Source organism: Gellertiella sp. DMC107 (assembly GCF_056313605.1).
The window spans coordinates 63,399-85,352 of the sequence record NZ_JBQUZZ010000002.1 but is presented as its reverse complement, the minus strand read 5'-3'; the positions used below and the strand labels follow the sequence as shown (position 1 = coordinate 85,352).

At 62.2% G+C, this 21,954-nt stretch carries 21 protein-coding genes and 1 tRNA gene; 15 read left to right on the top strand and 7 right to left on the bottom strand.

Features of this window, described 5'->3' with window-relative positions:
- The first annotated feature begins 147 nt into the window (after window positions 1-147).
- The 4 genes from ACT54B_RS05900 (at window position 148) to ACT54B_RS05885 (ending at window position 3,156) form a co-directional block, all read left to right on the top strand.
- Window positions 148-223 (top strand) — tRNA-Ala (locus tag ACT54B_RS05900).
- 151 nt (window positions 224-374) lie between these two features.
- Window positions 375-1,007: a hypothetical protein gene (locus ACT54B_RS05895; protein ID WP_476043613.1), complete on the top strand. Its 633-nt coding sequence runs from the start codon at window positions 375-377 to the stop codon at window positions 1,005-1,007.
- Window positions 1,008-1,170: 163 nt separating this feature from the next.
- Complete coding sequence (locus ACT54B_RS05890; protein WP_476043612.1) at window positions 1,171-2,361, top strand: TMEM43 family protein; 1,191 nt, start codon at window positions 1,171-1,173, stop codon at window positions 2,359-2,361.
- Between the two features lie 6 nt (window positions 2,362-2,367).
- A complete protein-coding gene (locus ACT54B_RS05885; RefSeq protein WP_476043611.1) occupies window positions 2,368-3,156 on the top strand; it encodes a YdcF family protein in 789 nt (262 codons plus the stop codon).
- 13 nt (window positions 3,157-3,169) lie between these two features.
- Here ACT54B_RS05885 and ACT54B_RS05880 read toward each other — a convergent pair whose 3' ends face one another.
- The gene (locus tag ACT54B_RS05880) at window positions 3,170-3,646 is read right to left on the bottom strand and encodes a hypothetical protein (protein ID WP_476043610.1); all 477 of its coding nucleotides are present in this window, start codon (window positions 3,644-3,646) and stop codon (window positions 3,170-3,172) included.
- Window positions 3,647-3,785: 139 nt separating this feature from the next.
- Here ACT54B_RS05880 and ACT54B_RS05875 point away from each other — a divergent pair, with 139 nt between their 5' ends.
- Entirely contained in the window at window positions 3,786-4,421 is a 636-nt protein-coding gene (locus ACT54B_RS05875; protein WP_476043609.1) for a trimeric intracellular cation channel family protein, read from the top strand.
- 13 nt (window positions 4,422-4,434) lie between these two features.
- Here the strand turns inward: ACT54B_RS05875 and irrA are convergent, their stop codons facing one another.
- Window positions 4,435-4,854 carry an iron response transcriptional regulator IrrA gene (irrA, locus tag ACT54B_RS05870; protein WP_476043608.1) on the bottom strand — a complete coding sequence of 140 codons (420 nt, stop codon included), beginning with the start codon at window positions 4,852-4,854 and terminating at the stop codon, window positions 4,435-4,437.
- A 294-nt stretch (window positions 4,855-5,148) separates the two neighbouring features.
- Between irrA and fabA the strand changes: the two genes are divergently transcribed.
- The 3 genes from fabA (at window position 5,149) to fabI (ending at window position 7,769) form a co-directional block, all read left to right on the top strand.
- Window positions 5,149-5,655 (top strand): 3-hydroxyacyl-[acyl-carrier-protein] dehydratase FabA, encoded by a 507-nt coding sequence (gene fabA / locus ACT54B_RS05865; RefSeq protein WP_476043607.1) that lies wholly within the window; start codon window positions 5,149-5,151, stop codon window positions 5,653-5,655.
- 77 nt (window positions 5,656-5,732) lie between these two features.
- The gene (gene fabB, locus ACT54B_RS05860; protein WP_476044786.1) at window positions 5,733-6,956 is read left to right on the top strand and encodes a beta-ketoacyl-ACP synthase I; all 1,224 of its coding nucleotides are present in this window, start codon (window positions 5,733-5,735) and stop codon (window positions 6,954-6,956) included.
- 6 nt (window positions 6,957-6,962) lie between these two features.
- On the top strand, window positions 6,963-7,769 hold the full coding sequence (gene fabI / locus ACT54B_RS05855) for an enoyl-ACP reductase FabI (RefSeq protein ID WP_476043606.1): 807 nt from the start codon (window positions 6,963-6,965) through the stop codon (window positions 7,767-7,769).
- A gap of 51 nt (window positions 7,770-7,820) precedes the next feature.
- Here fabI and ACT54B_RS05850 read toward each other — a convergent pair whose 3' ends face one another.
- Window positions 7,821-8,312 (bottom strand): MarR family winged helix-turn-helix transcriptional regulator, encoded by a 492-nt coding sequence (locus ACT54B_RS05850; RefSeq protein WP_476043605.1) that lies wholly within the window; start codon window positions 8,310-8,312, stop codon window positions 7,821-7,823.
- A gap of 92 nt (window positions 8,313-8,404) precedes the next feature.
- Window positions 8,405-9,979: a phytoene desaturase family protein gene (locus ACT54B_RS05845; RefSeq protein WP_476043604.1), complete on the bottom strand. Its 1,575-nt coding sequence runs from the start codon at window positions 9,977-9,979 to the stop codon at window positions 8,405-8,407.
- Between the two features lie 315 nt (window positions 9,980-10,294).
- Between ACT54B_RS05845 and ACT54B_RS05840 the strand changes: the two genes are divergently transcribed.
- The 3 genes from ACT54B_RS05840 to ACT54B_RS05830 all read left to right on the top strand — a co-directional run bounded on the left by ACT54B_RS05840 (window position 10,295) and on the right by ACT54B_RS05830 (window position 13,267).
- Window positions 10,295-11,080, top strand: coding sequence for a cyclase family protein (locus ACT54B_RS05840; RefSeq protein ID WP_476043603.1), 786 nt, complete (start codon window positions 10,295-10,297; stop codon window positions 11,078-11,080).
- A 63-nt stretch (window positions 11,081-11,143) separates the two neighbouring features.
- The gene (locus tag ACT54B_RS05835; RefSeq protein ID WP_476043602.1) at window positions 11,144-12,733 is read left to right on the top strand and encodes a phytoene desaturase family protein; all 1,590 of its coding nucleotides are present in this window, start codon (window positions 11,144-11,146) and stop codon (window positions 12,731-12,733) included.
- A gap of 27 nt (window positions 12,734-12,760) precedes the next feature.
- Complete coding sequence (locus ACT54B_RS05830) at window positions 12,761-13,267, top strand: MarR family winged helix-turn-helix transcriptional regulator (protein ID WP_476043601.1); 507 nt, start codon at window positions 12,761-12,763, stop codon at window positions 13,265-13,267.
- A gap of 34 nt (window positions 13,268-13,301) precedes the next feature.
- Here ACT54B_RS05830 and ACT54B_RS05825 read toward each other — a convergent pair whose 3' ends face one another.
- A complete protein-coding gene (locus ACT54B_RS05825; RefSeq protein ID WP_476043600.1) occupies window positions 13,302-13,706 on the bottom strand; it encodes a DUF1428 domain-containing protein in 405 nt (134 codons plus the stop codon).
- A gap of 167 nt (window positions 13,707-13,873) precedes the next feature.
- Here ACT54B_RS05825 and ACT54B_RS05820 point away from each other — a divergent pair, with 167 nt between their 5' ends.
- Window positions 13,874-14,269, top strand: a complete 396-nt coding sequence (locus tag ACT54B_RS05820; protein WP_476043599.1) for a RidA family protein — start codon at window positions 13,874-13,876, stop codon at window positions 14,267-14,269.
- A 51-nt stretch (window positions 14,270-14,320) separates the two neighbouring features.
- Window positions 14,321-15,040 (top strand): helix-turn-helix transcriptional regulator, encoded by a 720-nt coding sequence (locus ACT54B_RS05815; RefSeq protein ID WP_476043598.1) that lies wholly within the window; start codon window positions 14,321-14,323, stop codon window positions 15,038-15,040.
- A 50-nt stretch (window positions 15,041-15,090) separates the two neighbouring features.
- Here ACT54B_RS05815 and ACT54B_RS05810 read toward each other — a convergent pair whose 3' ends face one another.
- Both ACT54B_RS05810 and ACT54B_RS05805 read right to left on the bottom strand, forming a co-directional pair.
- Window positions 15,091-16,641, bottom strand: coding sequence for an indolepyruvate oxidoreductase subunit beta family protein (locus tag ACT54B_RS05810; protein WP_476043597.1), 1,551 nt, complete (start codon window positions 16,639-16,641; stop codon window positions 15,091-15,093).
- Window positions 16,642-16,644: 3 nt separating this feature from the next.
- Window positions 16,645-18,804, bottom strand: a complete 2,160-nt coding sequence (locus ACT54B_RS05805; RefSeq protein WP_476043596.1) for a thiamine pyrophosphate-dependent enzyme — start codon at window positions 18,802-18,804, stop codon at window positions 16,645-16,647.
- Between the two features lie 387 nt (window positions 18,805-19,191).
- Between ACT54B_RS05805 and ACT54B_RS05800 the strand changes: the two genes are divergently transcribed.
- Together ACT54B_RS05800 and ACT54B_RS05795 are read left to right on the top strand one after the other, a co-directional pair.
- The gene (locus tag ACT54B_RS05800) at window positions 19,192-20,727 is read left to right on the top strand and encodes an ABC transporter substrate-binding protein (protein WP_476043595.1); all 1,536 of its coding nucleotides are present in this window, start codon (window positions 19,192-19,194) and stop codon (window positions 20,725-20,727) included.
- 136 nt (window positions 20,728-20,863) lie between these two features.
- Entirely contained in the window at window positions 20,864-21,868 is a 1,005-nt protein-coding gene (locus ACT54B_RS05795) for an ABC transporter permease (RefSeq protein ID WP_476043594.1), read from the top strand.
- The last annotated feature ends 86 nt before the right edge of the window (window positions 21,869-21,954 follow it).

Sequence of the window (21,954 nt, the reverse complement as noted above, 5' to 3'; positions counted from 1 at the left end):
GCGGTCCGGCGCAAGGTTTTGAAAAAAATGCGCCGGACGATTTTTTTAGGCTTGTCATGACAGGAAACTGGAAGTATCAAGCCGCCACCGACGGGGACGAAACACTCTCCTCGGTTCCCGGACCGGGCCTCGCCCGGTACCTTTGATGGGGCTATAGCTCAGCTGGGAGAGCGCTTGCATGGCATGCAAGAGGTCAGCGGTTCGATCCCGCTTAGCTCCACCAATTTTCACCCTTTTCTTTCTGTTTTAACCTTGCGTTAATTTTATTGTTTTCTACTATTCGCAATACATCAAGTATGAATATTGCGCGATGATATTTCCGGTCTGACCCCTCCGGCCCTGCGCTCCCTTGCACCAGCTCAGGAGCTCCATCCATGGTCTCAGTTTACCGCAACATGAATGCCGCAACGCTTGCTCTTTTCCTGCAGCAGGAAAAGACCCTCAGCGCCTCCAGCTTTGCCATATCCGACGAGGTCAGCTTCGTGCCGCCCAAGGCGCAGCTCGGCGTTCTCGAGGCTTTCGCAACCGACAAGAGCCTCAACAAGGCGTTCAACGATGCCTACAAGAAGATAAAGGAAAACTCCCTCGGCCCGGTGGATGGCGCAGCCCACACGGATATGCAGGCAAACGCGCTCAGGACGGTTATCGAAGACAATCGCGAGAAGTTCCCACCGGGGGAATTCAAGATCGTGATTGCAAACGGTGAAGGTGTTCCCCCGACAGAAATCGTGATCCGTGAGAAGGTTTTCTACGCCGGCCAGATCTTCAAGAAGGAACAGGCAAAGCGGGAAGAGGACTTCAAGGCCGCAGCAGAGGCCAAGGAGGCCGAGAAGCAGCGGAATGAATCCAGAACCACGACGCCGGCCGATGCGGCGCTGAAAACCCTGCTCTCCATTCGCTCGCTGGAGGGCAAGGAGGGCGAGACGGAAAATGGGACGACAGATGCGGCCAAAGAGGCGGAAAGGACGGTGCTTTCGCAAGTCGTCAAGGCCTATGGCCAAGTATAGGTCGGCAGTCGTTCGGCAAGCTTTGAAACATTTTTGGGCGATCATATTCCGAATTGCTCTTTTTCAAGCGCAGGGTGCAAAATTGGTGTAAAAGGCCGCCTCAGCGAAGCCGTCCGTCAACAGGGAAACAGGACGGGATACGGCTCGAACAGGGGACATACACATGAGCTTTACGGAAACCACGACCAAATCCTGGTTTACCCGCATCAAGGAAGCGTTGATCAAGATCGTTATCGGGTTGATCCTGATTGTCGCTTCCATCGTCCTGCTCTTCTGGAACGAGGGCCGGGCCATCAACACTTACCGGGCGCTTGTAGAAGGCGCAGGGTTGGTCATCGACGTGGATTCGGCGTCGCCCGATGCGGCGAACGAAGGCAAACTGGTGCATATTTCCGGGGCGGTCAAACCCGGCGGCATCGTGGAAGACGCGGATTTCGGCATCAGCGCCGATGGTGCGGTCGGGCTGAACCGTTCCGTCGAAATGTATCAGTGGGTAGAGAAGCAGGATTCCAAGACCGAGAAGCAGCTCGGCGGCAGCGAGGAAACGGTGACCACCTATTCCTACTCCAAGGAATGGAGCGACCGCTATGTGGACTCCTCCGATTTCAAGCAGCCGGACGGCCACCAGAATCCGGAAATGCCCGTCACCAGCCAGACATTCGAAGTCCCGGACGCCCAGGTGGGCGGCTTCACCATCAAGGGTGAGGACATTGCGCCGCTCGGCGAAGCAAGTGCCGTCAAGCTGACCGAAGACAATCTTGCCGCCTTCAATGCCTTCTTCGGCGATGGCCGCACGCTCAAGCTGTCTCAGGGCGGCATCTATGCGGGCAACAATCCCACGAGCCCGCGGGTGGGCGACCTGCGCATCAGCTATTCCCGCGGCGACCTCAAGGAAGCGAGCTTCGTTGGCAAGCAGATCGGTGACGGCCTCGGCTCCTACGCGGCTTCCAACGGTCACGAGATCTTCTTGTCTGCCGCAGGCAAGGTTCCTGCCGCGCAGATGTTCAAGGATGCGGAAGATGTCAACGTGATCATCACCTGGCTGGTCCGCGCCGGCGGACTGTTCATGATGCTCATCGGCTTCGTGATGACCTTCTCCATCCTTTCCGTGCTGGCCGATGTCATTCCGCTTATCGGATCGATGGTCGCGTTCGGCACCGGTACGATCGCCCTTCTGCTGACGCTCATTCTCGGGCCTCTGGTGATTGCGCTGGGCTGGTTTGCCTATCGTCCGCTGCTGGCGCTGGGCATCATTGCTGCCGGCGCGGTGATTGCGGGGGGCATCTGGTATCTGCGTCGCGGAAAGGCGTCGGCCCCCGCTGTCGAACAGACGCTCGGGCGTCCGCAGGCCTGATCCGCCATGTACCTGATCTCGAAGGCTTATGGTCTGGTCATCCAGCCGCCCAGCCTGATCTTTCTGCTCACGCTCGCCGCATTTGCGGCGGGCGTTTTCGGTTGGCGCCGGCTGCAGGGGCTGATCGGCCTTTTCACCGTGCTTGTGCTGTTCGTCACACTCTATACGACCAGTGGCGCCCTGTTGCTGAAGATTCTGGAGGACCGCTTCCCGCGGGCGCAACTCAGCGCCGCACCGAGCTGCATGGTGGTTCTGGGTGGCGGTTTCGAAAGCGAGATCTCCACGGGCCGGAAAAGAGCGGAGCTCAACAATGCCGGGGATCGCTTCGTGGAGATGATGCGGCTTGCTCGCATTTATCCGGAAGCCAGGATCATCGTGTCAGGGGGCGACGGCCACATGTCGGCGATGTATGACGACGATGCAACCATCGCGTTGCGCCTGATCGACGGTTTCGACATCGATCCCTCCCGCATCATCGCAGAGCCCTTGTCGCGCAACACCTACGAGAATGCGGTGAATACCGCGGCGATCCTGAAGCGCGAGAAGCTCGGTCCCTGCCTGCTGATCACCTCCGCCTTCCACATGCCCCGCGCGGTCGGAATGTTCCGGGTGGCGGGCGTGACCGTTCTGCCCTGGCCGACCGACTACGAAGCGGACGCAGCGTCGGGCTTCGTGCTCGATTTCTACGAGCCCATGGCCAATTTCAATGTCACGACCACGGCCGTTCTGGAATGGTCGGGGCTCATCGGCAATTACCTTGCCGGGCGCACGGACAGTTTGTTTCCGGCACCCTGATCCAGATTTTGGCTTATTGCTTGCTGATGGTGACGAAACGGGTGCCCCGCACCCGTACGGTCATCTGGCAGCGATCGCCTTCGGTCCGGTCACAATATTTCTGATGCATGCTGAAGACGAAGACCATGTTGCCGAAGCGCATCTTGAAGTCATAGCCATAGATACGGGCGGTCGCCACCAGGATATATCCGCCCTCCTTGACCTGCACATAGAAGTTTGATGGGCAACCTTCTTCGTCGCAAAGATAATTCGCCTTGCCGTCGCAGGTGATCTTGCCTTCATCGACGACCATGTCCTTGATGCCATCATTGTTGATATCGAGAACCTTGGCAAAGCCGTCATCGAACATCGCAGTCTGGCAGATCTCCGTGAAATGCTGGCGCTCGAACCGCTCGGGATCCTGGACGAGCTGCTGCTGCGCGCCAGCGACGAGCGGAAGAACGGCGAGAATGGCGCCGATGGCGGCGGCGATGGCTTTTCGGATCAGCATTGAGGGGCCCGCGGCGTGAGAATTGCTGCGCGCATAATGGGGCTTAGAGCTTGCGCCGCCCTTGACAGCGAATGGGTGAGACGGGAGGCTTGAAAGCGCGCGCTTTTTCCAGGTTGCGCCCGAACGGGATGGGGGATCGATGTCGCTGCTCGAATTTCTGGATTATGCCGGCGTCGCGGTTTTTGCCGCCACCGGAGCGCTTGCGGCATCCCGAAAGGAACTCGATCTCATCGGTTTTCTATTCCTCGCTGCCGTCACAGGCATCGGCGGCGGAACGCTGCGCGACATCATCCTCGGGCGACTGCCGGTCTTCTGGGTGATGAAGCCGACCTATATTCTCGTTTGCATCGCCATGGGCGTTCTGGTGTTCTTCACCGCGCATCTGTTCGAATCCCGCTACCGGCTGCTGGTCTGGCTCGACGCTATAGGGCTGTCCGCCTATTGCGTGATGGGCGCCGCCAAGGGGCTGGCCGCAACCGGCTCGCCGACGGTTGCCATCGTCACGGGCACGATGACGGCGGCCTTCGGGGGGATCCTGCGCGATATTCTCGCCAACGAGCCGTCGGTGCTGTTGCGTCCGGAAATCTACATCACGGCCGCTCTTGCGGGGGCGGCGCTCTTCACGCTCGCCCTCACGCTCGGCGCACCGCTCTGGCTCGCCTCGCTGCTCGGCTCGGTTCTTGCTTTTCTGGTGCGTGGTGGCGCGCTGCTTTTTGGCTGGACCTTTCCGCCCTACAAGGCGCGGCCCGGCCGCCATCCCGACGATGTGATGTGACGAAGGGGAGGCTTCAGGCCTGCTTGGGCCTGAGGCGGATCACGACATCCACATGGGCGATTTCCATGCCTTCGGGCGCTGCCGGAAGATTATCGATGGTGATGTTGGATACCGGAATGTCCAGCACCTCGTTCCGGCCTTCGATGAAGAAGTGATGGTGATCGGACACATTGGTGTCGAAATAGGTCTTGGCGCTTTCCACGGCCAGAACCCGGATCATGCCCGCCTCGGTGAACTGGTGCAGCGTGTTATAGACGGTGGCGAGCGAAACGGGCACGCCGGCCTCTACCGCTTCCTCATGCAGTTCTTCGACGGTAAGATGCCGGTCACCCTTGGCAAACAGGAGATCGGCGAGCGCGATGCGCTGGCGGGTGGGCCTCAGCCCGTGGCGGCGAAGCCGTCGTTCCGCTCCTGCATCCGTCATGACCGTCATTTCATCTCCACCACAGGGGGGCCGACCCTTTGCGGGTGGCTGTCACAGGTTCTTTATCCGCACATCATATAACTTCATGTCGGGTCGCTTTCAATAGCGACAAAGGGGCTCACGGACCCCAAGACCCTGCCCGCAAAGGCTTTTGCGGGCCTTGCCCTGCCATGCCTCTTGCAAAAAAGGCGTGGGCAGGCCAGTCAAGCGCGCTGCCGCGACCATTGTTGCGCTTCATTTTGGCTTAATCTTGCTTTAGAGCAGTGAAAGAACAACGGCACAGAGTCAAGGAATACGGGGTCCATGGGAACCAGACAGTCGAGCTACAATTACGAGGAAATTCTTCAATGCGGTCGGGGCGAGCTTTTCGGTCCGGGCAATGCGCAGCTTCCTCTGCCGCCTATGCTGATGGTTCACCGCATCACCGAAATTTCCGAAACTGGCGGCCTGCACGACAAGGGCTTCATCCGCGCGGAATACGATGTGCGCCCCGACGACTGGTATTTCCCCTGCCATTTCCAGGGCAATCCGATCATGCCCGGCTGCCTCGGTCTCGACGGCATGTGGCAGCTGACCGGCTTCTTCCTCGGCTGGCTCGGGGAACCCGGACGGGGCATGGCGCTTTCCACTGGCGAAGTGAAGTTCAAGGGCATGGTGCGTCCCGATACCAAGCTCCTGAAATATGAGATCGACTTCAAGCGCGTGATGCGCGGCCGTCTGGTGCTCGGCACCGCCGACGGCGTGCTGAAGGCGGACGGCGAGCCGATCTACCAGGCGACCGACCTTCGCGTCGGTCTTTCCAAGGCCTGACACTTGCAGGATCGCTTGCGGGACCACATGTGCCCCTGGCGATCCAACAGACGAAACGACAAGAAAAGGTTTCCATGATGAGACGGGTAGTAGTTACGGGTCTGGGCATTGTATCCTCGATCGGGAACGATGCCGCGGAAGTCACCGCCTCGCTGCGTGATGCCAGGTCCGGCATTTCGTTCTCCAACGATTTCGCCGAGCACGGCTTCCGCTGCCAGGTCTGGGGCCGGCCGACGCTTGATCCGACGGAGCTCGTCGACCGCCGCGCCATGCGTTTCCTGTCGCAGGGCGGTGCATGGAACCACGTCGCCATGAAGCAGGCGATTGCGGATGCCGGCCTGGAAGAGGCCGACTATGCCAAGCGCGAGCGCGTGGGCATCATCATGGGTTCGGGCGGACCTTCCACCCGCACCATCATCGAAGCGGCGGAAATCACCCAGAAGAACAATTCTCCGAAGCGCATCGGCCCGTTCGCCGTGCCGAAGGCGATGTCCTCGACCGCCTCGGCAACGCTGGCCACCTGGTTCCAGATCCATGGCGTCAACTATTCCATCTCCTCGGCCTGCTCGACCTCGGCGCACTGCATCGGCAATGCGGCGGAAATGATCCAGTGGGGCAAGCAGGACATGGTCTTTGCCGGCGGCCACGAGGATCTCGACTGGTCCATGTCGAACCTCTTCGACGCCATGGGCGCCATGTCGTCGAAGTATAACGATACGCCCTCCTCTGCCTCGCGCGCCTATGACGTGTCGCGTGACGGCTTCGTGATTGCAGGCGGTGCCGGCGTTCTTGTTCTCGAAGAGCTGGAACATGCCAAGGCCCGCGGCGCGAAAATCTATGCGGAACTGGTCGGCTATGGCGCGACCTCGGACGGCTACGACATGGTGGCCCCCTCGGGCGAAGGCGCGATGCGCTGCATGCGCCAGGCGCTTTCCACGGTGAAGGGTGCGGTGGATTACATCAACACCCACGGCACCTCCACGCCGGTGGGCGATTCCAAGGAAATCGGCGCGATCCGCGAAGTCTTCGGCGAGAAGATGCCGCACATCCAGTCCACCAAGTCGCTGACCGGGCATTCTCTGGGTGCGGCCGGTGCACAGGAAGCCATCTACTCGCTGCTGATGATGCAGAACGGCTTCATCGGCGAGAGCGCGCACATCACCGAGCTCGATCCGGAATTTTCCGGCGTGCCGATCGTGCGCAGCCGCATCGACAATGCAAAGATCGACACCGCGCTATCCAACTCCTTCGGATTCGGCGGCACGAACGCGACGCTGGTCTTCCAGCGCTACAACGGGTAACGGGGCATGGCACAGCTGATGCAGGGGAAACGCGGGCTCATCATGGGCGTCGCGAACAATCACTCGATCGCCTGGGGGATTTCCAAGGCGATCGCCGCGGAAGGTGCGGAACTCGCCTTCACCTATCAGGGCGAGGCGCTGGGCAAGCGCGTGAAGCCGCTGGCGGCCGAAGTCGGCTCCGACTTCCTTCTTCCCTGCGACGTGGAGGATCTCGCCTCCGTGGATGCGGTCTTCGACGCGCTGAAGGAGCGCTGGGGCGGGATCGATTTTATCGTCCATGCCATCGGCTTCTCCGACAAGAACGAGCTGAAGGGGCTTTATGCGGACACCACGCGGGACAATTTCACCCGCACCATGGTGATTTCCTGTTTCTCCTTCACGGAAGTGGCCAAGCGCGCCGCCGCCATCATGAACGAGGGCGGATCCATGCTGACGCTCACCTATGGCGGATCGGTTAGGGTGATGCCGAACTATAATGTGATGGGCGTGGCCAAGGCGGCGCTGGAAGCCTCCGTGCGCTATCTCGCCGCCGATTACGGTCCGCGCGGCCTGCGCGTGAATGCGATTTCGGCCGGTCCGATCCGGACGCTTGCGGGCGCCGGCATTTCGGACGCGCGCGCCATGCTTTCCTGGCAGCAGAAGAACTCGCCGATGCGCCGCACCGTCACGATCGAGGATGTCGGCTCTTCGGCCCTTTATCTGCTGTCTGGCCTGTCGCGCGGGGTGACGGGCGAGATCCACTATGTGGATTCCGGCTACAACATCACCTCCATGCCGACGCTCGAAACGCTGAGCAAGGCTGACGCCGAGTAACAATCGGATGAGATCATAAAGGGCTTTCGGTTCGCGCCGGGAGCCCTTTTTCTATTCGTCTTCCGTACCGGAAAGATGATTGCGGGCCGAGGCCTTCAGCAGGCCGACCTCGCGCAGCATGGACTGGATCAGTTCGGGCGAGACATCGGCCATCATGTCGCGCAGCCAGCCCTCATGGGCGGCGGCCATGCCGGCGAAAAACTCTTCTCCCTTGGGGGTCAGCTTCGCGACCGTCACGCGCCGGTCACCATCCGGGGTTTCGCGGATCACAAGGCCATCGGCCTCCAGCCGCTCGACCAGACCCGTGACATTGCCATTGGTCACCATGGTGCGACGGGAAAGCTCGCCGAGACGCAGACCGTCCCGCTCGCGATAGAGCTGGGCGAGCAGGTCGAACTGGGGCAGCGTCGCGCCATATTCCGCCCGCAAACGGCGGCGGATTTCGTGAGACATCAGCTTGGTGGTCGACAGAAGACGCAGCCAGAGCTTCAGCTCCGGCTTGCTTTCGGCCTGCGCCCCCTGAACGATGATTTCGAGATCCATGGGGTCACCCCTTCCGCTGTCCGACGCCTGCCCTGCCCCCTCCCCAACCTCTAGACGAAATGCTTTAAATGTCAAAGGTCGGGGTGGAGCCTTCAACCGGCGAGCATCTTCGATAGCATCTGGCCGGAGCCCGCCCCCGTGCCGGCGCCCGGCCAGGTGGAGGCGCCGCAGAGATAGAGACCCGTGACCGGTGTCTTGTAGCGCGAATAGCCCGCAACTGGCCGGAACAGGAAGTTCTGGTCGAGATGGTGGCTGCCGGAAAGATTGTCGCCGCCGATCAGGTTCGGGTTTTCCGCTTCGAGATCGGCGGGCGAGAAGACCGAGCGGCCGAGGATTTTCCCCGAAAGACCCGGCGCATAGGTTTCGATGAGGCGAATGACGCGATCGGCGTAGGCATCCTTTGCCGCATCCCAAGGGGTGCCCGGCGCAATCTCGCCGGCCGCATCGCCTCCGATTTCGGCAGGCAGCACCCGCACCTGCACCCAGAGCACATGCTTTCCTTCCGGCGCGCGCGAGGGATCGAGCGCCGTCGGCTGACCGACCACAAGGGCCGGTTCGGACGGAAGGATGCCGGAGGCCGCCTCGCCATAGGCCTTGGCCATCATCGGCAGGTCGGGGGCGAGATGCACATAGGCGAACTGCTTCAGCTCCTCACCTGCGGTCCAGTCGGGCAGGCCGTCCAGCGCCAGATGAATCATCATCGTGCCCGGACCGGCGCGGAAGCCGGCGATCTTCCGGTCGAAGCCGGCGCGCGCCGGATCGGCCTTCAGAAGCTTGCCGAAGACGAGCTTCGGATGGGCATTGGCAATCACCGCACGACGGGCCTCGATGACTTCGCCGCTCACCAGCCGTACGCCGCTTGCCCGGCCGCCCGAGGTGAGGATCTCCTCGACCGGCGAACCGGTGCGGACCGTGCCGCCCTTTTCCTTCAGCAGACCGACCATGCCATCGATGATGGTGGCCGCGCCGCCCTTGCCGATCACCATGCCAAAGGCCTGGTTCGCCATGGATTCCAGATAGGGGAAGAGCGCGCCGCCGGCCGTATCCGGGGAGAAATCGAGATGCAGGCCCCAGGCCGCCATCATCGTCTTCACCTTCTGGTTCTCGAAGCGGCTATCCAGGAAATCGCGCGGCGAGGCGAGCAGCAGGCGGACCATGTCATAAACCCAGGCCGTACCGCGGGCGCGCCAGGCCCTCCAGAGCACCTTGAAGGCATCATAGGAGGGCATGGGAGAGCCGAGCAGGCCGAAGATATGCGGCGCATCGGCACCGAATTCGTCAAACATCGCCTTCCAGGCCTCCGCATCCCGGGGCGAGAGCGCCGCGATGCGGGAGGTGGTGAGGCCGAGATCCTTGCTGACGCCCAGCCAGGTCTGGTCGCGGAAGATGCTGGCGAAGCAATGTTCGGCTGGCACGAAGCCGAGGCCGTGGCGGGCGAGATCGCCCGCATGCTGGCCATGGAAGGCGGAGCCGGCGAACATCGAGAGGTTCATGGCCGCAAGATCGTGCCGGAAGCCCGGAAGGGTGAGTTCCCGCGTCTTCACCGCGCCACCGGGCTCGTCCCTGGCTTCGATGACGGTGACCGACCAGCCTTTCGCTGCCAGATTGACCGCGGCAGCCAGCCCGTTATGCCCCGCCCCGATCACCACTGCATCGACTGCCGTCATGTGTTCCTCCCCTCAGGTTCTTCCAGCCTCTTTATTCTCATATGCATACATTTTTCTCGCATCGGTCAAGGGCGAAGCGCGGGGTGGACGGGGTTTCGGCAGGTCGCCTATTCGCTTTCTGACCCCTGAATCGGAAGGATTGACAGCCATCAAGCGGCTCCTACCGGGCGAAAGCCCGTTCTCTCGAAAGCCCGCATGGCGTCACGTAAAATACTTGCAAGCACATATTTTGTGACATAGGCTCCCTTCCGATCGCCGTCCGGAGGTCATGCCGTAGGAGGAAGCGGCGACGGACGGCCAACAGGGGAACTGTCCATGTCTGCCACTTCACTCACTCAGCTCGCATCCGCCCTTCTTTCCGGTTCGGTCAAGGTGATCGACCTGACAGCGCCGCTCGGCCCCGAAACGCCGGTCATCAAGCTGCCGCCCGAAATCGCCGTCAACACGCCGGAAGTGAAGGTGCACAACATCTCCCACTACGACAAGAACGGCCCCTTCTGGGCCTGGAACTGGCTGGAGCTCGGCGAGCATACCGGCACCCATTTCGACGCACCGGTTCACTGGATCACCGGCAAGGATTATGCCGACGGCACGACCGACCGCATTCCGGCACAGAATTTCGTGGCCCCGGTCAATGTCATCGACTGCTCGGCCGAAGCTGCCAAGGACCCGGATTTCCTGCTGACGGCTGACGGTATCAAGGCCTGGGAAGCCAAGCACGGCGCCATCGAAGCCGGCAGCTGGGTGCTGATGCGCACCGACTGGTACAAGCGCAACGGCTCGGCCGAAACCTTCCTGAATGCCGACGAGAACGGTCCGCATTCGCCCGGCCCGACCCCTGACGCTATCGAGTACATTCTCGAAAAGGGCGCCATCGGCTGGGGCACGGAATGCATCGGCACGGATGCAGGCGCCGCAGGCGGCATGAACCCGCCCTTCCCGGCCCACAACCTGATGCACAAGGCCAACCGCTATGGCCTCGCCAGCCTCTGCCATCTCGACCAGCTGCCGCCGAAGGGCGCGGTGCTGATCGCCGCGCCGCTGAAATTCGTCAGCGGCACGGGTTCGCCGATCCGCGCGCTGGCGCTGGTTGCCGGCTGATCGGCAAGACGTTCGGAAGCGGGGTGAAAGTCCCGCTTCCTCGCATTCGGGAGGAGGGGGACCATGGAACAGCCGGATTACGTCATCGTCGGCAGCGGCATCAACGGGCTCGTCGCGGCGGCACTGCTTGCCAGGAAGGGCAAGCGCGTCACGCTTCTCGAGCGCAACGGGGCACTGGGCGGCTGCCTGCGCACCGAAGAACTGACGGCGCCCGGCTTCACCCATGACGTGATGGCCACCACCATGGTACTCTTCCTCACCTCGCCCGCCTATGGCGCGCTCGGCAAGGATCTGGAGGCCCGCGGCCTCGAATTTGCCCATGCGGCGCTGCCGACCGGTGTGCTCCGGCCCGATGGATCGCATGCAATCTTCTCCATGGACCGCGCCCGCAACGTGGCGATGATGGAGGCGCTTTTGCCCGGCGACGGCGCAGCCTTTGCCCGGGAAATGGACCGCCTCGGCGGCGATGCGCCCTTCCTCTTTTCGCTGCTTGGCGGCTCGCTCTGGTCCTTTGGCATGGCGAAGACAGTTCTCAAGGAAGCCTGGCGGCGCGGTTTCCGCAATCTCGCCGGCTGGTTCGGCGAGGCGCTTGCGCCCGCCCGGACCTATCTCGAAACCAGTTACCGTTCCGAGGTTACCCGCGCACTCTGGGCGCCCTGGGTGCTGCATACGGGCCTCGGCCCCGAAAGCGCCTATTCGGCCCAGATGGCCAAGGTCATCGGCTTTGCCATCGAGCTGGCGGGTTGCCCGATCGTCAAGGGCGGCGCGGCCAATCTGGTCAAGGCCTTCGAACGACTGATCACCGATCATGGCGGCACGATCCGCACGGGCGCGGACGTGACCGGGATCATAGAGGGTGCTGGCGGGCGTGCCGGTGGCGTGACGCTGGCCAGCGGCGAGACGATCCGCGCCACCCATGGCGTGATCTGCTCGGTTGCCCCCGGCCAGCTTTACGGTGGCCTCCTGAAGGACTGGCCAGCGCCGTTTCCCGAAACGGTGACGGAAGGGCTTTCCACCTTCCGCCATGGCAAGGGCAACATGCAGATCCACTATGCGCTGAAAAGCCCGCCGCGCTGGAAGGCGGGGGCCGAACTTTCCGAGGTTGCCCTTCTTCATCTGACCCCCGGCCTGGACGGCGTATCCCGGGCGGCGAACGAGGCGGAGCGCGGCCTTCTGCCGGCAGAACCCACCGTCTGCGTGGGCCAGCCGACCGCCTTCGACAAGAGCCGTGCACCGGAGGGGCAGGCGGTGCTGTGGCTTCAGCTGCCGGAAGCGCCCCGCTTCCTCAAGGGCGATGCCGCCGGCGAGATCGGGATCGGGGCCGACGGCCAGTGGACGGAGGAGATCCGCGAGCGCTATGCAGACCGGATCGAGGCGATGCTTTCCGACCGGATCGAGAATTTCCGCGAGAACGTGATTGCGCGCCGCGCCTTCTCGCCTGCCGATCTCGAGAAGATGAACGTCAATCTCGTGGGCGGCGATCCCTATGGGGGCTTCTGCGGACTCGACCAGTTTTTCCTGTGGCGCCCGTTCAAGTCTTCTGTTAACCACACGACCCACATTCCGGGGCTCTACCACATCGGCGCCTCGACCCATCCCGGGCCGGGCTTGGGTGGCGGTTCCGGTTTCCTCCTGGCCTCATCCCTGAAATAGCAACAAACGAGAAGGCAGATCATCCGCATGGAAGACCGGTTCTCAGGCAGGATCTTGCGACGCCCCGGCGATACGGATGAAACCCTTCCGACCATGGGGGAGATCGGGCTCAACCAGTTTGCGCCCTACATGATGAACCGCATCGCGGCCCGCTGGAACGCCAATCTGGCGGAAGAGCTGAAGACGCATGACATCACCACCACCAAGATGCGGGCGCTGGCGATCCTGACGCTGACGCCGTCGCTGACGATCAACGAGCTCTCGGTCTTTGCCGTCACCGAACAGTCGACCATGAGCCGGACGCTCGATTCGCTGGAAGAACAGGGCTATATCCGCCGCCAGCCGCGCGCCGAGGACATGCGCATCCGCGATGTCTCGATCACAGAAGAGGGGCGCGCCGCCTTCGGCAAGGTCTGGCCGACCATGTATGACCTCTTCCTGCACATGTTCGATGGCGTGGACGAGGAGGAATACAAGCAGTTCCTCTCGGTGCTCCACCGCATCCTTACCAATATCCGCCGGCACGAGATCTGACAGACAGGATCTGCCGCAAATCTTTCCTTTGCCGTCAGCCTTCCAGAAGCCCGAGGAACCCGCCGGCCACGAGCCGGGTGCCTTCGAAGACCATGTCCTCTCCCTTGACCGGCTGGACCCGGGGATCGGCCAGCACACGGGGCAGGATGGCATCGCGCGCGGCCTTGCTCGGCCATTCGGTAAAGGAGAGCACCACCACTTCGCCCGGCCGCGTATCCGCCGCCGCATGAAAATCCCGCAGCGTGACGGCCGAGGCCGCCTCCCGCGCGCCTTCGGCATGAAATTCCGCCCCATCCCGGACTTCCGGATCGAGCAGGCAATCCACTACCCGCAATGCGCCATATTCCCGATAAATCGCAGCCATGCGTGCCGAAAAGGCCTTGTAGGCAGCGAGCTTTGCTTCGGGAACCGGTATCAGATAGGCGTCGTAATAGGACATGCCGCACCTCTCCTGCCATCTGCCCATCATGGCATGGTGGCGGCCAAGGGTTAAACAGGCGAATTCAGAGGGTATTTCCGACATGCCCGCAACACTCCTCTCACCACGGTGACAGCAGGCCTGTGGTCTAAAACAGGCCTTGGAACCGAGCGTGAAAGGAGATTTCCATGAACAGAACAGCCGTCAATCCGTGGGCATGGTCGTTGCAACTGGGCTACAATCAGGCAGAGATAATCGAGGGATCAACCAGACATCTTTTCTGCGCAGGCCAAACATCCGTCGACGAAAAGGGTGCACCTCGGCATGTCGGCGAAATGCGCAAACAGATCGAGCTTTCGCTGGACAATATGGAAGCGATTCTGAAAGCAGCCGGAATGGGATTCGCGCATCTGGTGCGGCTCACCGTTTATACGACCGACGTGGATGCGGCGATGCGCAATTTCGATCTGCTCGGCGCCCGGCTCGGATCAGCACAGGCTCGTCCACCCATGACACTTCTTGGCGTGACACGCCTTGCCCTGCCCGACCTGATGTTCGAAATAGAAGCGACCGCCGTTGCCTGATCCGCAGGCAGCCATGGACAGCTCCATCCGTCCGCCGCATGATGCGGGCGGATGCCGGCCTTGTCCGGTCAGCGAATCGATCCGATGAGACGAGCAGAACGATTATTCCGGTTGATCAGGGAGATGCGCGGCCCGGACGTGGTGCGCGCACAGGACCTGGCGCGGCGACTCGAGGTGAGCGTCAGCACCGTCTATCGTGACATTGCCCATCTGCAAGCCTCGGGGCTTCCCATCGAGGGGGAAGCGGGTGTGGGATATCTGCTTCGTCCCGGCTTCGATCTGCCGCCCGTCACCTTCACGCACGACCAGATCGACGCGCTGGCCATGGGACTCGCCTTCGTCGAACGCTCGGGTGATCCCATGCTTGCTCTGGCCGCCCGGGAAGCTCGGGCGAAAATACAGGCCGGACTGCCGCAGCCGGAAGAGCGCAAGCTGGACGAAGCCCCTTTTTTCAGCCTTCAGGACCGCAGCACGGCATCTGTTCATGTGGGCCTTCTGCGCGAGACCATCCGCAGGAAGGAAATCATCGAGATCACCTATACCAATGCGGACGGTATCGCCTCCAGCCGCCGCCTGAGGCCGCTGGTGATCTGGTCCCTGACCGATGGCTGGATGTTTTCCGCCTGGTGCGAATTGCGAAACGATTTCAGAACGTTCCGTCTTGACCGGATAAGCAGGATCGAACGCAAGGGATCCTTCTTTCAGGACGACGAAAAGACCGGACTTCACGCCTTCCTCGAGATCGAGAACTGCCGGTCGCGCGCAAGCTAACCGGCCGATAGAGAGGCGCTAGCGGGGCGAAGGGCGAGCGCCACCTCACGTCAAAGGGACGCCACCGTCTTCAGAGCGCCGTCGAGTGCGATACCGTCTTCGTCCAGCAGGGCGGCCTGGCGGAGGCGGCGGAGCCAGTCGGCGCCGTCCTCGCGGGCTTCGAGGAGCGGCAGGGCCGAAAGCACCCGGTCGAATTTCGAGATGCCGCGCACATGAGTGCCGGAATAGCCCTTCACAAGCCGGCGGCACTTCAGCACCTCGACGGCGAGAGCGTAATTCTTCGAAAGCAGTGCAAGCGCCTTTTCCAGCCATTCGGCGGTGAAGGCCATTTCCCGTTCGTGCCGAAGGGTGCCGCGGCGGAAGCGGCGCATGCCGGAAACCATATAGAGGCCCAGGAACCAGAAGATCGTGCCCGTCTTCACCCGGCGGCCCTTGTTCACCCGGCGGTCGAGAAAGGCGTAGAGCCCCTTGTTGTTCTCGATCCAGCGTCCCAGGCCCTTCGGCAGCGTGCCGCAGACTTCTTCCATGCGGGGATGCATGAACTCGGTCGTATAGAGGATCTGGTCGCCCTTGACGCCCACCTCCTTCTTGACCCGGTCGAAGCGGGAGCCGCGCACCTTCAGATCGGCGACCCGGATGACATCGTCATAGGCCATGGCGATGGCGAGATATTTCGCCGCTTCCTCGGTAAAGGCAAAGCGATGCGTCTCCCCGCCCGAGGCACGATCCCGGGCAAAGATCTCCACCAGCCGGTCGAGATATTCGCCCGCATAGGCGGGATCCTGGAAATCGGTGAGCTTGCGCACGCCCGCATAGGCCATGGGCTGGAGATCGAGCGGCAGGCTGGTGCGGATGCGCGTCAGCAGGAGATCGTGTTCGGGCTGGCCGACACGCTCCGGCGGGGCCGGCAGATGCTTGTCGGCCTTCGGCTTCGGATCAATCTTCGGCTTTTCGAGCGCATGGTCATAGGCGGCGCCGAAGGCCTTGAGGCTCGGCTCGATGCCCTTGCCGCCGGAGCGGATCACGGACTCGAAATCCTCGCGGCTGAAGGGGAGCACGCCAGAAGCGGCAAAGGCGCCGAACAGCGCCGAGGAAATCACGCTGCCATTCTTCACCGCAATCGCCTCCATGTCGAAGGCGATGGTGCGTTTGGCGGCGAAATCCGTCGCTGAGATAACGAGCGTCGGATCGGCAATGCCGTTGCCCGGCTTTTCCTTTTCCGCCACCGCATAGGAGCGGTGCGTCGAGGTGATCAGGGTCGTCTGGCCGGGCGTGACCACGCCGCGGAGGACCGAGCGGCCGGCCTCCATCAGCTCGGCGGCAATCACGACGTCCACATCGCCGGGTGTCGGCATGAGGGAAAGCGTCGGCTCGCGGCTGGCATCGCCGGGCACGGTCTCGATGTAATAGATGGTGGCACCGGTGCGCTGGGCGACACCCGGCACGGAGGTGGACTGGGCCACCCAGCCCTTCATTTCGGCAAGCGCCACGATCCAGTCGGAGAGCACGCCGCCGCCCTGGCCGCCCATGGCGAGAATGGCGATGGTCACCGGCTTGACGGTCGACAGACGGGCGCGTCCCGAGATCGATGCATCATCCATGGATCAGGCTCCTTCGGCGAAGAGGACGCGGCGGCTTTCGCGGCGGCGCTGGAGCCAGCCGATCACCTTGCTGCGCAGGGAGGCAAGGAAGCGGTCCCAGCCGGTGGGGTTCATGATGACATCGGCCCGGTAGAAGGAGGGGCAGAGCACGGCGGCTTCCGACACCTCTCCGCAATTGCCACAGCCGACGCAGGAATTGTCGATTGCCGCGACCGGATCGTCCCTGAGGGGATCATTGGTTTCCTTGACCGAGAGAGACGGACAGCCGGAGAGGCGGATGCAGGCGTGATCCCCCGTGCAGACATCCTCGTCGACGCCGAAGCGTTCCTTCACCACGCGCTTGCCCGACTTCACCGCGGCAGCGAATTGCGGCTTGATGCGGCGCTGCTTGTTCAGCATGCATTCGGAGGAGGCGACGATGATCTTCGGCCCCTTCTCCTTCGTCGTCAGCGCCTCACGCAGCGTGTCACGCATCTTCGCCACATCATAGGTGCGGTCGATCTGGCGCACCCAGGTGGCGCCGATGCCCTTGACCGCCGACACGATGGAATTGTTGGTCTTGCGGCGGGGATTTTCCGCGCGGGAGGAGAGAATGTCCTGTCCGCCCGTCGCCGCCGAATAGAAATTGTCGACGATCAGCATCACCCCGTCCTGCTTGTTGAAGACGGCATTGCCGACCGAGGTGGCGAGCCCGTTATGCCAGAAGCCGCCATCGCCCATCACGGAGATCGCGCGCTTGCCCGCCTCCACGTTGAAGGCGGAGGCAGAGGCCGGACCGAGCCCATAGCCCATGGTCGTGCCGCCAATGTTGAAGGGCGGCAGGATGGAGAAGAGGTGGCAACCGATATCGGCCGAGACGTGGTGGGGACCGAGTTCCTTCTCGACCAGCTTCATGGCCGCAAAGATCGGCCGCTCGGGACAGCCGGTACAGAAGCCGGCCGGACGGGGCGGCACGACGGTTGCCAGCGCCTTCACCCGTTCGTCGGAGAGGACGGGCGACGGGTCCGGAACCGGCGGGCGGTTGCCGAGAAGCGGGCTTGCATGGGCCTCGAGGAAAGAAGTCAACCCCTTCAGCATGACGGGCGCGGTATATTCCCCACCCATCGGCAGAACATCCTTGCCCGAGATGCGGGTCTGGATATCGCGGCGGCGAAGAAGGGTATTGAGGCCCTGTTCGATATAATCAGGGGCGCCTTCTTCCACCATCAGGACGGCCTTCTTGCCCCGGCAGAATTCGATCACCTCGTCATCGATCATCGGATAGGCGACGTTCATGACATAGATGGGCACCAGGCTTTCGCCATAGACGTCGGCAAGGCCGAGCTGCTGCAGGCCGCGCAGCACGCCGTTATAAAGGCCGCCGACGGTGATGATGCCGATTTCGCCGGTCTCGGGACCGAAGAATTCGTTGAGCTTGCGCTCCCTGACGAAATTGACCGCAGCCGGCCAGCGGCGCTCCAGCTTGTCCTTCTCATGCACGAAGGAGGCGGGCGGCAAGACGATGCGGTTCACGTCGCGCACCGGGTTTTCCATCGCTTGCCTGAGCGTGAAGGCGGGGCGGCGATTGTCTTTCGCGACAAACTGGCCATGGACATGGCAGGCGCGGATGCGGACCTGCAGCATCACGGGGGTGTTCGAGGCCTCCGAGAGCTCGAAGCCATCCTCCACCGCCTTGACGATCGAGGGCAGGTTCGGCCGCGGATCGAGCAGCCACATCTGCGACTTCATCGCATAGGCATGGCTGCGCTCCTGCATGATCGAGGAGCCCTCGCCGTAATCCTCGCCGATGATGATCAGCGCACCGCCGGTCACGCCGCCGGAGGAGAGGTTGGAGAGCGCATCGGACGCGACATTGGTACCGGCCGTGGACTTCCACGTCACCGCGCCGCGCACCGGATACATGACCGAGGCCGAGAGCATGGCGGCAGCGGCAGCTTCCGAGGCGGATGTCTCGAAGTGGACGCCGAGATCTTCCATCACGTCCTTGGCATCGGCCAGCACGTCCATGAGATGGGAGATGGGCGATCCCTGATAGCCCCCGACATAGGAAACGCCGGATTGTAGAAGCGCCTTTGTAATGGCAAGAATGCCCTCGCCCCGGAAGATCTCGCCCTCGCCGAGCTTCAGATCCTCGACCTCGCGTGCAAACGACCGTTCAGCCACGGGGACCCTCCTCCGTCCTTGCGGACGCCCATGCGGTTAAAACTTGCAAAAACATATTTTGAGGGAAAGGAGAATGTCAACGATCTTTTGCAATTCCGCCATACAGCCTTGAATTGGGGCGGAACGCGCAAGAGGGTGCTTGCGCGGATTTATATGCTATGACATACATATCCCACCTGATGGTCCGCCGGTCAAAGGAGGGAGCCTATAGCGGCGGCTTTCGGGAGGGGATGCGCATGACAGGCAGAAGGCCCGGGCAGGGTCCGCCATCCCGCATCGACGGCATTCTTTAATTCCGAAAAGTCAGATAAAGGCACCGCGGGCTCCGAGAGGAAAAGGGGCGGCGGCGAGCCGGTTAAAAAACCAGGGAACGACGGAGTTTGTCCAATGACCAAGATTACCAGACGCGAAACGCTTGCGCTCGGCGCGGCCGCCTTTCTGAGCGGCATTCTCGCCGGCCACAGCAAGGTGCTGGCCGCCGAAGACGGCACGCTGACCATTGCCTATAACGTGAACCTGCCTTCCTTCGATCCGACGGTTGGCCCTTCCGCCGTGAACCCGACGATTCAGGCGATCTATCGCTCGGTCTTCGACCAGTATATCGGCCAGAAGCCCGATCTCTCCTTTGAGCCCGGCCTGCTGACCGAATGGGGCTGGAACGACGACAAGAGCAAGCTCTGGATGACGGTTCGCGACGGCGTGACCTGGCATGACGGCTCGCCCTTCACGGCTGAAGACGTGGTCTGGTCGCTGGAGCGCGCCGCCAAGCAGGAAACCGGCAACCCGATCCAGTTCATCTGGTCGACCGCCGGCAACTACAAGGTCGAAGGCAACAAGATCACCGCCGACGTGGTGCGTTTCGAGCCGACCTTCTTCAAGTGGATGGCCTTCCTGACCGGCTATGTGCTGCCCAAGGCCTATTATGAAAAGGTGGGCCCGGAAGGCTTCGAGAAGAAGCCGATCGGCACCGGCCCCTACATGGTCGACGAATACCAGGGCAACGCCTTCCTGCGCCTCAAGGCCAACCCGAATTATTTCGGCGGCAAGCCCGCTTTTGAAACAGTCATCTTCAAGTTCGTGCCGGATACGACGAGCCGCGTCGCGGAAATCGAATCGGGTGCTTCCGACGTGACGCTCGAAATCCCCTATGAGGAATTCGACCGCCTGAAGGGCAAGGAAGGCCTGGCCGGCGTTGCCACCCCGATCTCCGACATCGGCATGATCTTCCTCAACAATATCGAGGTGATGAACGACAAGAACGTGCGTCTTGCCGCCCATCACGCCATCGACAAGGACGCCATCGTCAAGCGCCTGCTCAAGGGCTATGGCGTGCCGATCGATACGCTGGAAGCACCGGAATACGATGCGTATGATGCTTCCGTGAAGGTGGGCTACGATCCCGAAAAGGCAAAGGAACTGCTGGCCGCCTCCGGATTCTCGCCGGACAAGCCCGCCAAGTTCAAGATCCAGACGACCCGTGGCTTCAAGCCGAAGGATTACGAGATGATCCAGGCAATCGTCGGCATGTGGCGCAAGGTGGGTATCGAGGCCGAGATCGAAGTCTACGAAATCGCCAAGCACTACGAACTGCGCGCCGCCGACCAGCTCGCACCGGCTGCCTTCTACAATTGGGGCAATGCGATCGGCGATCCGACCACCTCCACCGGTTTCGCCATGTTCGGCCCCTCGCCGCACTCGGTCTGGAACACCGACGACCTCGACGCCAAGATCGGCCCGCTCTGGGGCGAGAAGGACGAGGAAAAGCGCATTGCCGGCTGGAAAGAGGTCAGCAAGTATATTGCGGAAGAGGGCTATGTGATCCCGGTTCTGCAATATGTGCAGCCGATCGTCTACAAGTCTTCGCTCAAGGTGACGCCGAACGTTTCCGGCGCGCTGCAACCGACGCTCGTCTCCAAGGCCTGATCGGTCGCAGGCGGAAGATCTCCATCTTCCGCCTGCCCCTTACCGCTGAATGGGCCAGCCGGCCCCGGACCATTGCTCGGCCGGGCGGATCTGTGCCTTCCTGTAAGCCTTCGACCAGGAACGGATACCGGCCAACATGACCGCCTATTCCTTCTTTCACCGGGTGCTGATGGCCGCCATTACCCTTTTCGGGGTGGCCGTCATCGTCTTCGTGCTGTTGCGCGTGGTCCCCGGCGACCCCATCGCCATGATGATCTCGCCCGGTGCGAGCGAGGCCGACATTGCCGCGCTCCGCGCCCAGTATGGTCTCGACCAGAGCCTGCCCGTGCAGTTCTGGATCTGGCTTACCTCGGTACTGTCGGGGGATTTTGGCACCTCGATCTCGCTGCGCCGCGACGTGCTGGGCCTGCTTGCCGAGCGACTGCCAGCCACGCTGGAACTCGCCGCCGCAGCGCTTGTCTTTGCCGTGCTGCTCGGCATCCTCATCGCGGTGACGGCAACCCTTCTCTCCCGCACGAAGATCGCGCCGCTGGTGGACACGGTGAACGGGCTTTTCCTCGCGGTGCCGGATTTCGTCTGGGCGCTGGCGCTGGTGCTGCTCTTCGGCGTGCTCCTGCCGATCTTCCCGCTCTCGGGCCGCATCAACCCCGACAGCCAGGAAGGTTTCGCAACCCAGTTCTATCTGCTGGAAAGCCTTCTCACCTTCCGTTTCCGCGACCTTCTCGACATTTCGCTCCACATGATCATGCCAGTTCTGGCACTCGGACTGCCGCTGGCCTCGATCATCACCAAGGTGCTGAAGGAGGCGCTCGCCGAGGCCATGGTACAGGATTACATCCTGCTCGCCCGCCTCAAGGGCATGTCCCGTCTCCGCCTCGTGCTGCAGGAGGCGCTGCGCAATGCCATCGGCCCGACCATTGCGCTGACTGGCGTGCAGTTCACCTTCCTGATCGGCGGTACCGTCATCGTCGAGCGCATCTTCGCCTATCCCGGTATCGGGAACATGGCGATCGACGCGGTGATCAACCGTGACCTGCCGCTGATCCAGGGGCTCGTTCTGGTGTTCGGCGCGCTCTTCATTCTCGTCAACCTTGCGACCGACGCCCTTGTCGTCGCCTTCAATCCGCGCATGGAGGCCTGATGTCCGGTCTGGTTTCCGACGCACCCAAGGAGGCCGCCATGCAGCCTGCCGCAAAGGAAAAGCCCGCGTCCCACCGCTCGGCACTG

Excerpts from the sequence above, each read along its gene's own strand:
- ACT54B_RS05880 (WP_476043610.1), bottom strand. The coding sequence starts at position 3,646 with ATGCTGATCCGAAAAGCCATCGCCGCCGCCATCGGCGCCATTCTCGCC.
- ACT54B_RS05875 (WP_476043609.1), top strand. The coding sequence starts at position 3,786 with ATGTCGCTGCTCGAATTTCTGGATTATGCCGGCGTCGCGGTTTTTGCC.
- ACT54B_RS05825 (WP_476043600.1), bottom strand. The coding sequence starts at position 13,706 with ATGTCCTATTACGACGCCTATCTGATACCGGTTCCCGAAGCAAAGCTC.
- ACT54B_RS05830 (WP_476043601.1), top strand. The coding sequence starts at position 12,761 with ATGGAAGACCGGTTCTCAGGCAGGATCTTGCGACGCCCCGGCGATACG.
- ACT54B_RS05845 (WP_476043604.1), bottom strand. The coding sequence starts at position 9,979 with ATGACGGCAGTCGATGCAGTGGTGATCGGGGCGGGGCATAACGGGCTG.
- ACT54B_RS05820 (WP_476043599.1), top strand. The coding sequence starts at position 13,874 with ATGAACAGAACAGCCGTCAATCCGTGGGCATGGTCGTTGCAACTGGGC.
- fabA (WP_476043607.1), top strand. The coding sequence starts at position 5,149 with ATGGGAACCAGACAGTCGAGCTACAATTACGAGGAAATTCTTCAATGC.
- ACT54B_RS05815 (WP_476043598.1), top strand. The coding sequence starts at position 14,321 with ATGCCGGCCTTGTCCGGTCAGCGAATCGATCCGATGAGACGAGCAGAA.
- ACT54B_RS05795 (WP_476043594.1), top strand. The coding sequence starts at position 20,864 with ATGACCGCCTATTCCTTCTTTCACCGGGTGCTGATGGCCGCCATTACC.
- ACT54B_RS05890 (WP_476043612.1), top strand. The coding sequence starts at position 1,171 with ATGAGCTTTACGGAAACCACGACCAAATCCTGGTTTACCCGCATCAAG.
- ACT54B_RS05895 (WP_476043613.1), top strand. The coding sequence starts at position 375 with ATGGTCTCAGTTTACCGCAACATGAATGCCGCAACGCTTGCTCTTTTC.
- ACT54B_RS05885 (WP_476043611.1), top strand. The coding sequence starts at position 2,368 with ATGTACCTGATCTCGAAGGCTTATGGTCTGGTCATCCAGCCGCCCAGC.
- ACT54B_RS05840 (WP_476043603.1), top strand. The coding sequence starts at position 10,295 with ATGTCTGCCACTTCACTCACTCAGCTCGCATCCGCCCTTCTTTCCGGT.
- ACT54B_RS05800 (WP_476043595.1), top strand. The coding sequence starts at position 19,192 with ATGACCAAGATTACCAGACGCGAAACGCTTGCGCTCGGCGCGGCCGCC.
- ACT54B_RS05810 (WP_476043597.1), bottom strand. The coding sequence starts at position 16,641 with ATGGATGATGCATCGATCTCGGGACGCGCCCGTCTGTCGACCGTCAAG.
- fabB (WP_476044786.1), top strand. The coding sequence starts at position 5,733 with ATGAGACGGGTAGTAGTTACGGGTCTGGGCATTGTATCCTCGATCGGG.
- irrA (WP_476043608.1), bottom strand. The coding sequence starts at position 4,854 with ATGACGGTCATGACGGATGCAGGAGCGGAACGACGGCTTCGCCGCCAC.
- fabI (WP_476043606.1), top strand. The coding sequence starts at position 6,963 with ATGGCACAGCTGATGCAGGGGAAACGCGGGCTCATCATGGGCGTCGCG.
- ACT54B_RS05835 (WP_476043602.1), top strand. The coding sequence starts at position 11,144 with ATGGAACAGCCGGATTACGTCATCGTCGGCAGCGGCATCAACGGGCTC.
- ACT54B_RS05850 (WP_476043605.1), bottom strand. The coding sequence starts at position 8,312 with ATGGATCTCGAAATCATCGTTCAGGGGGCGCAGGCCGAAAGCAAGCCG.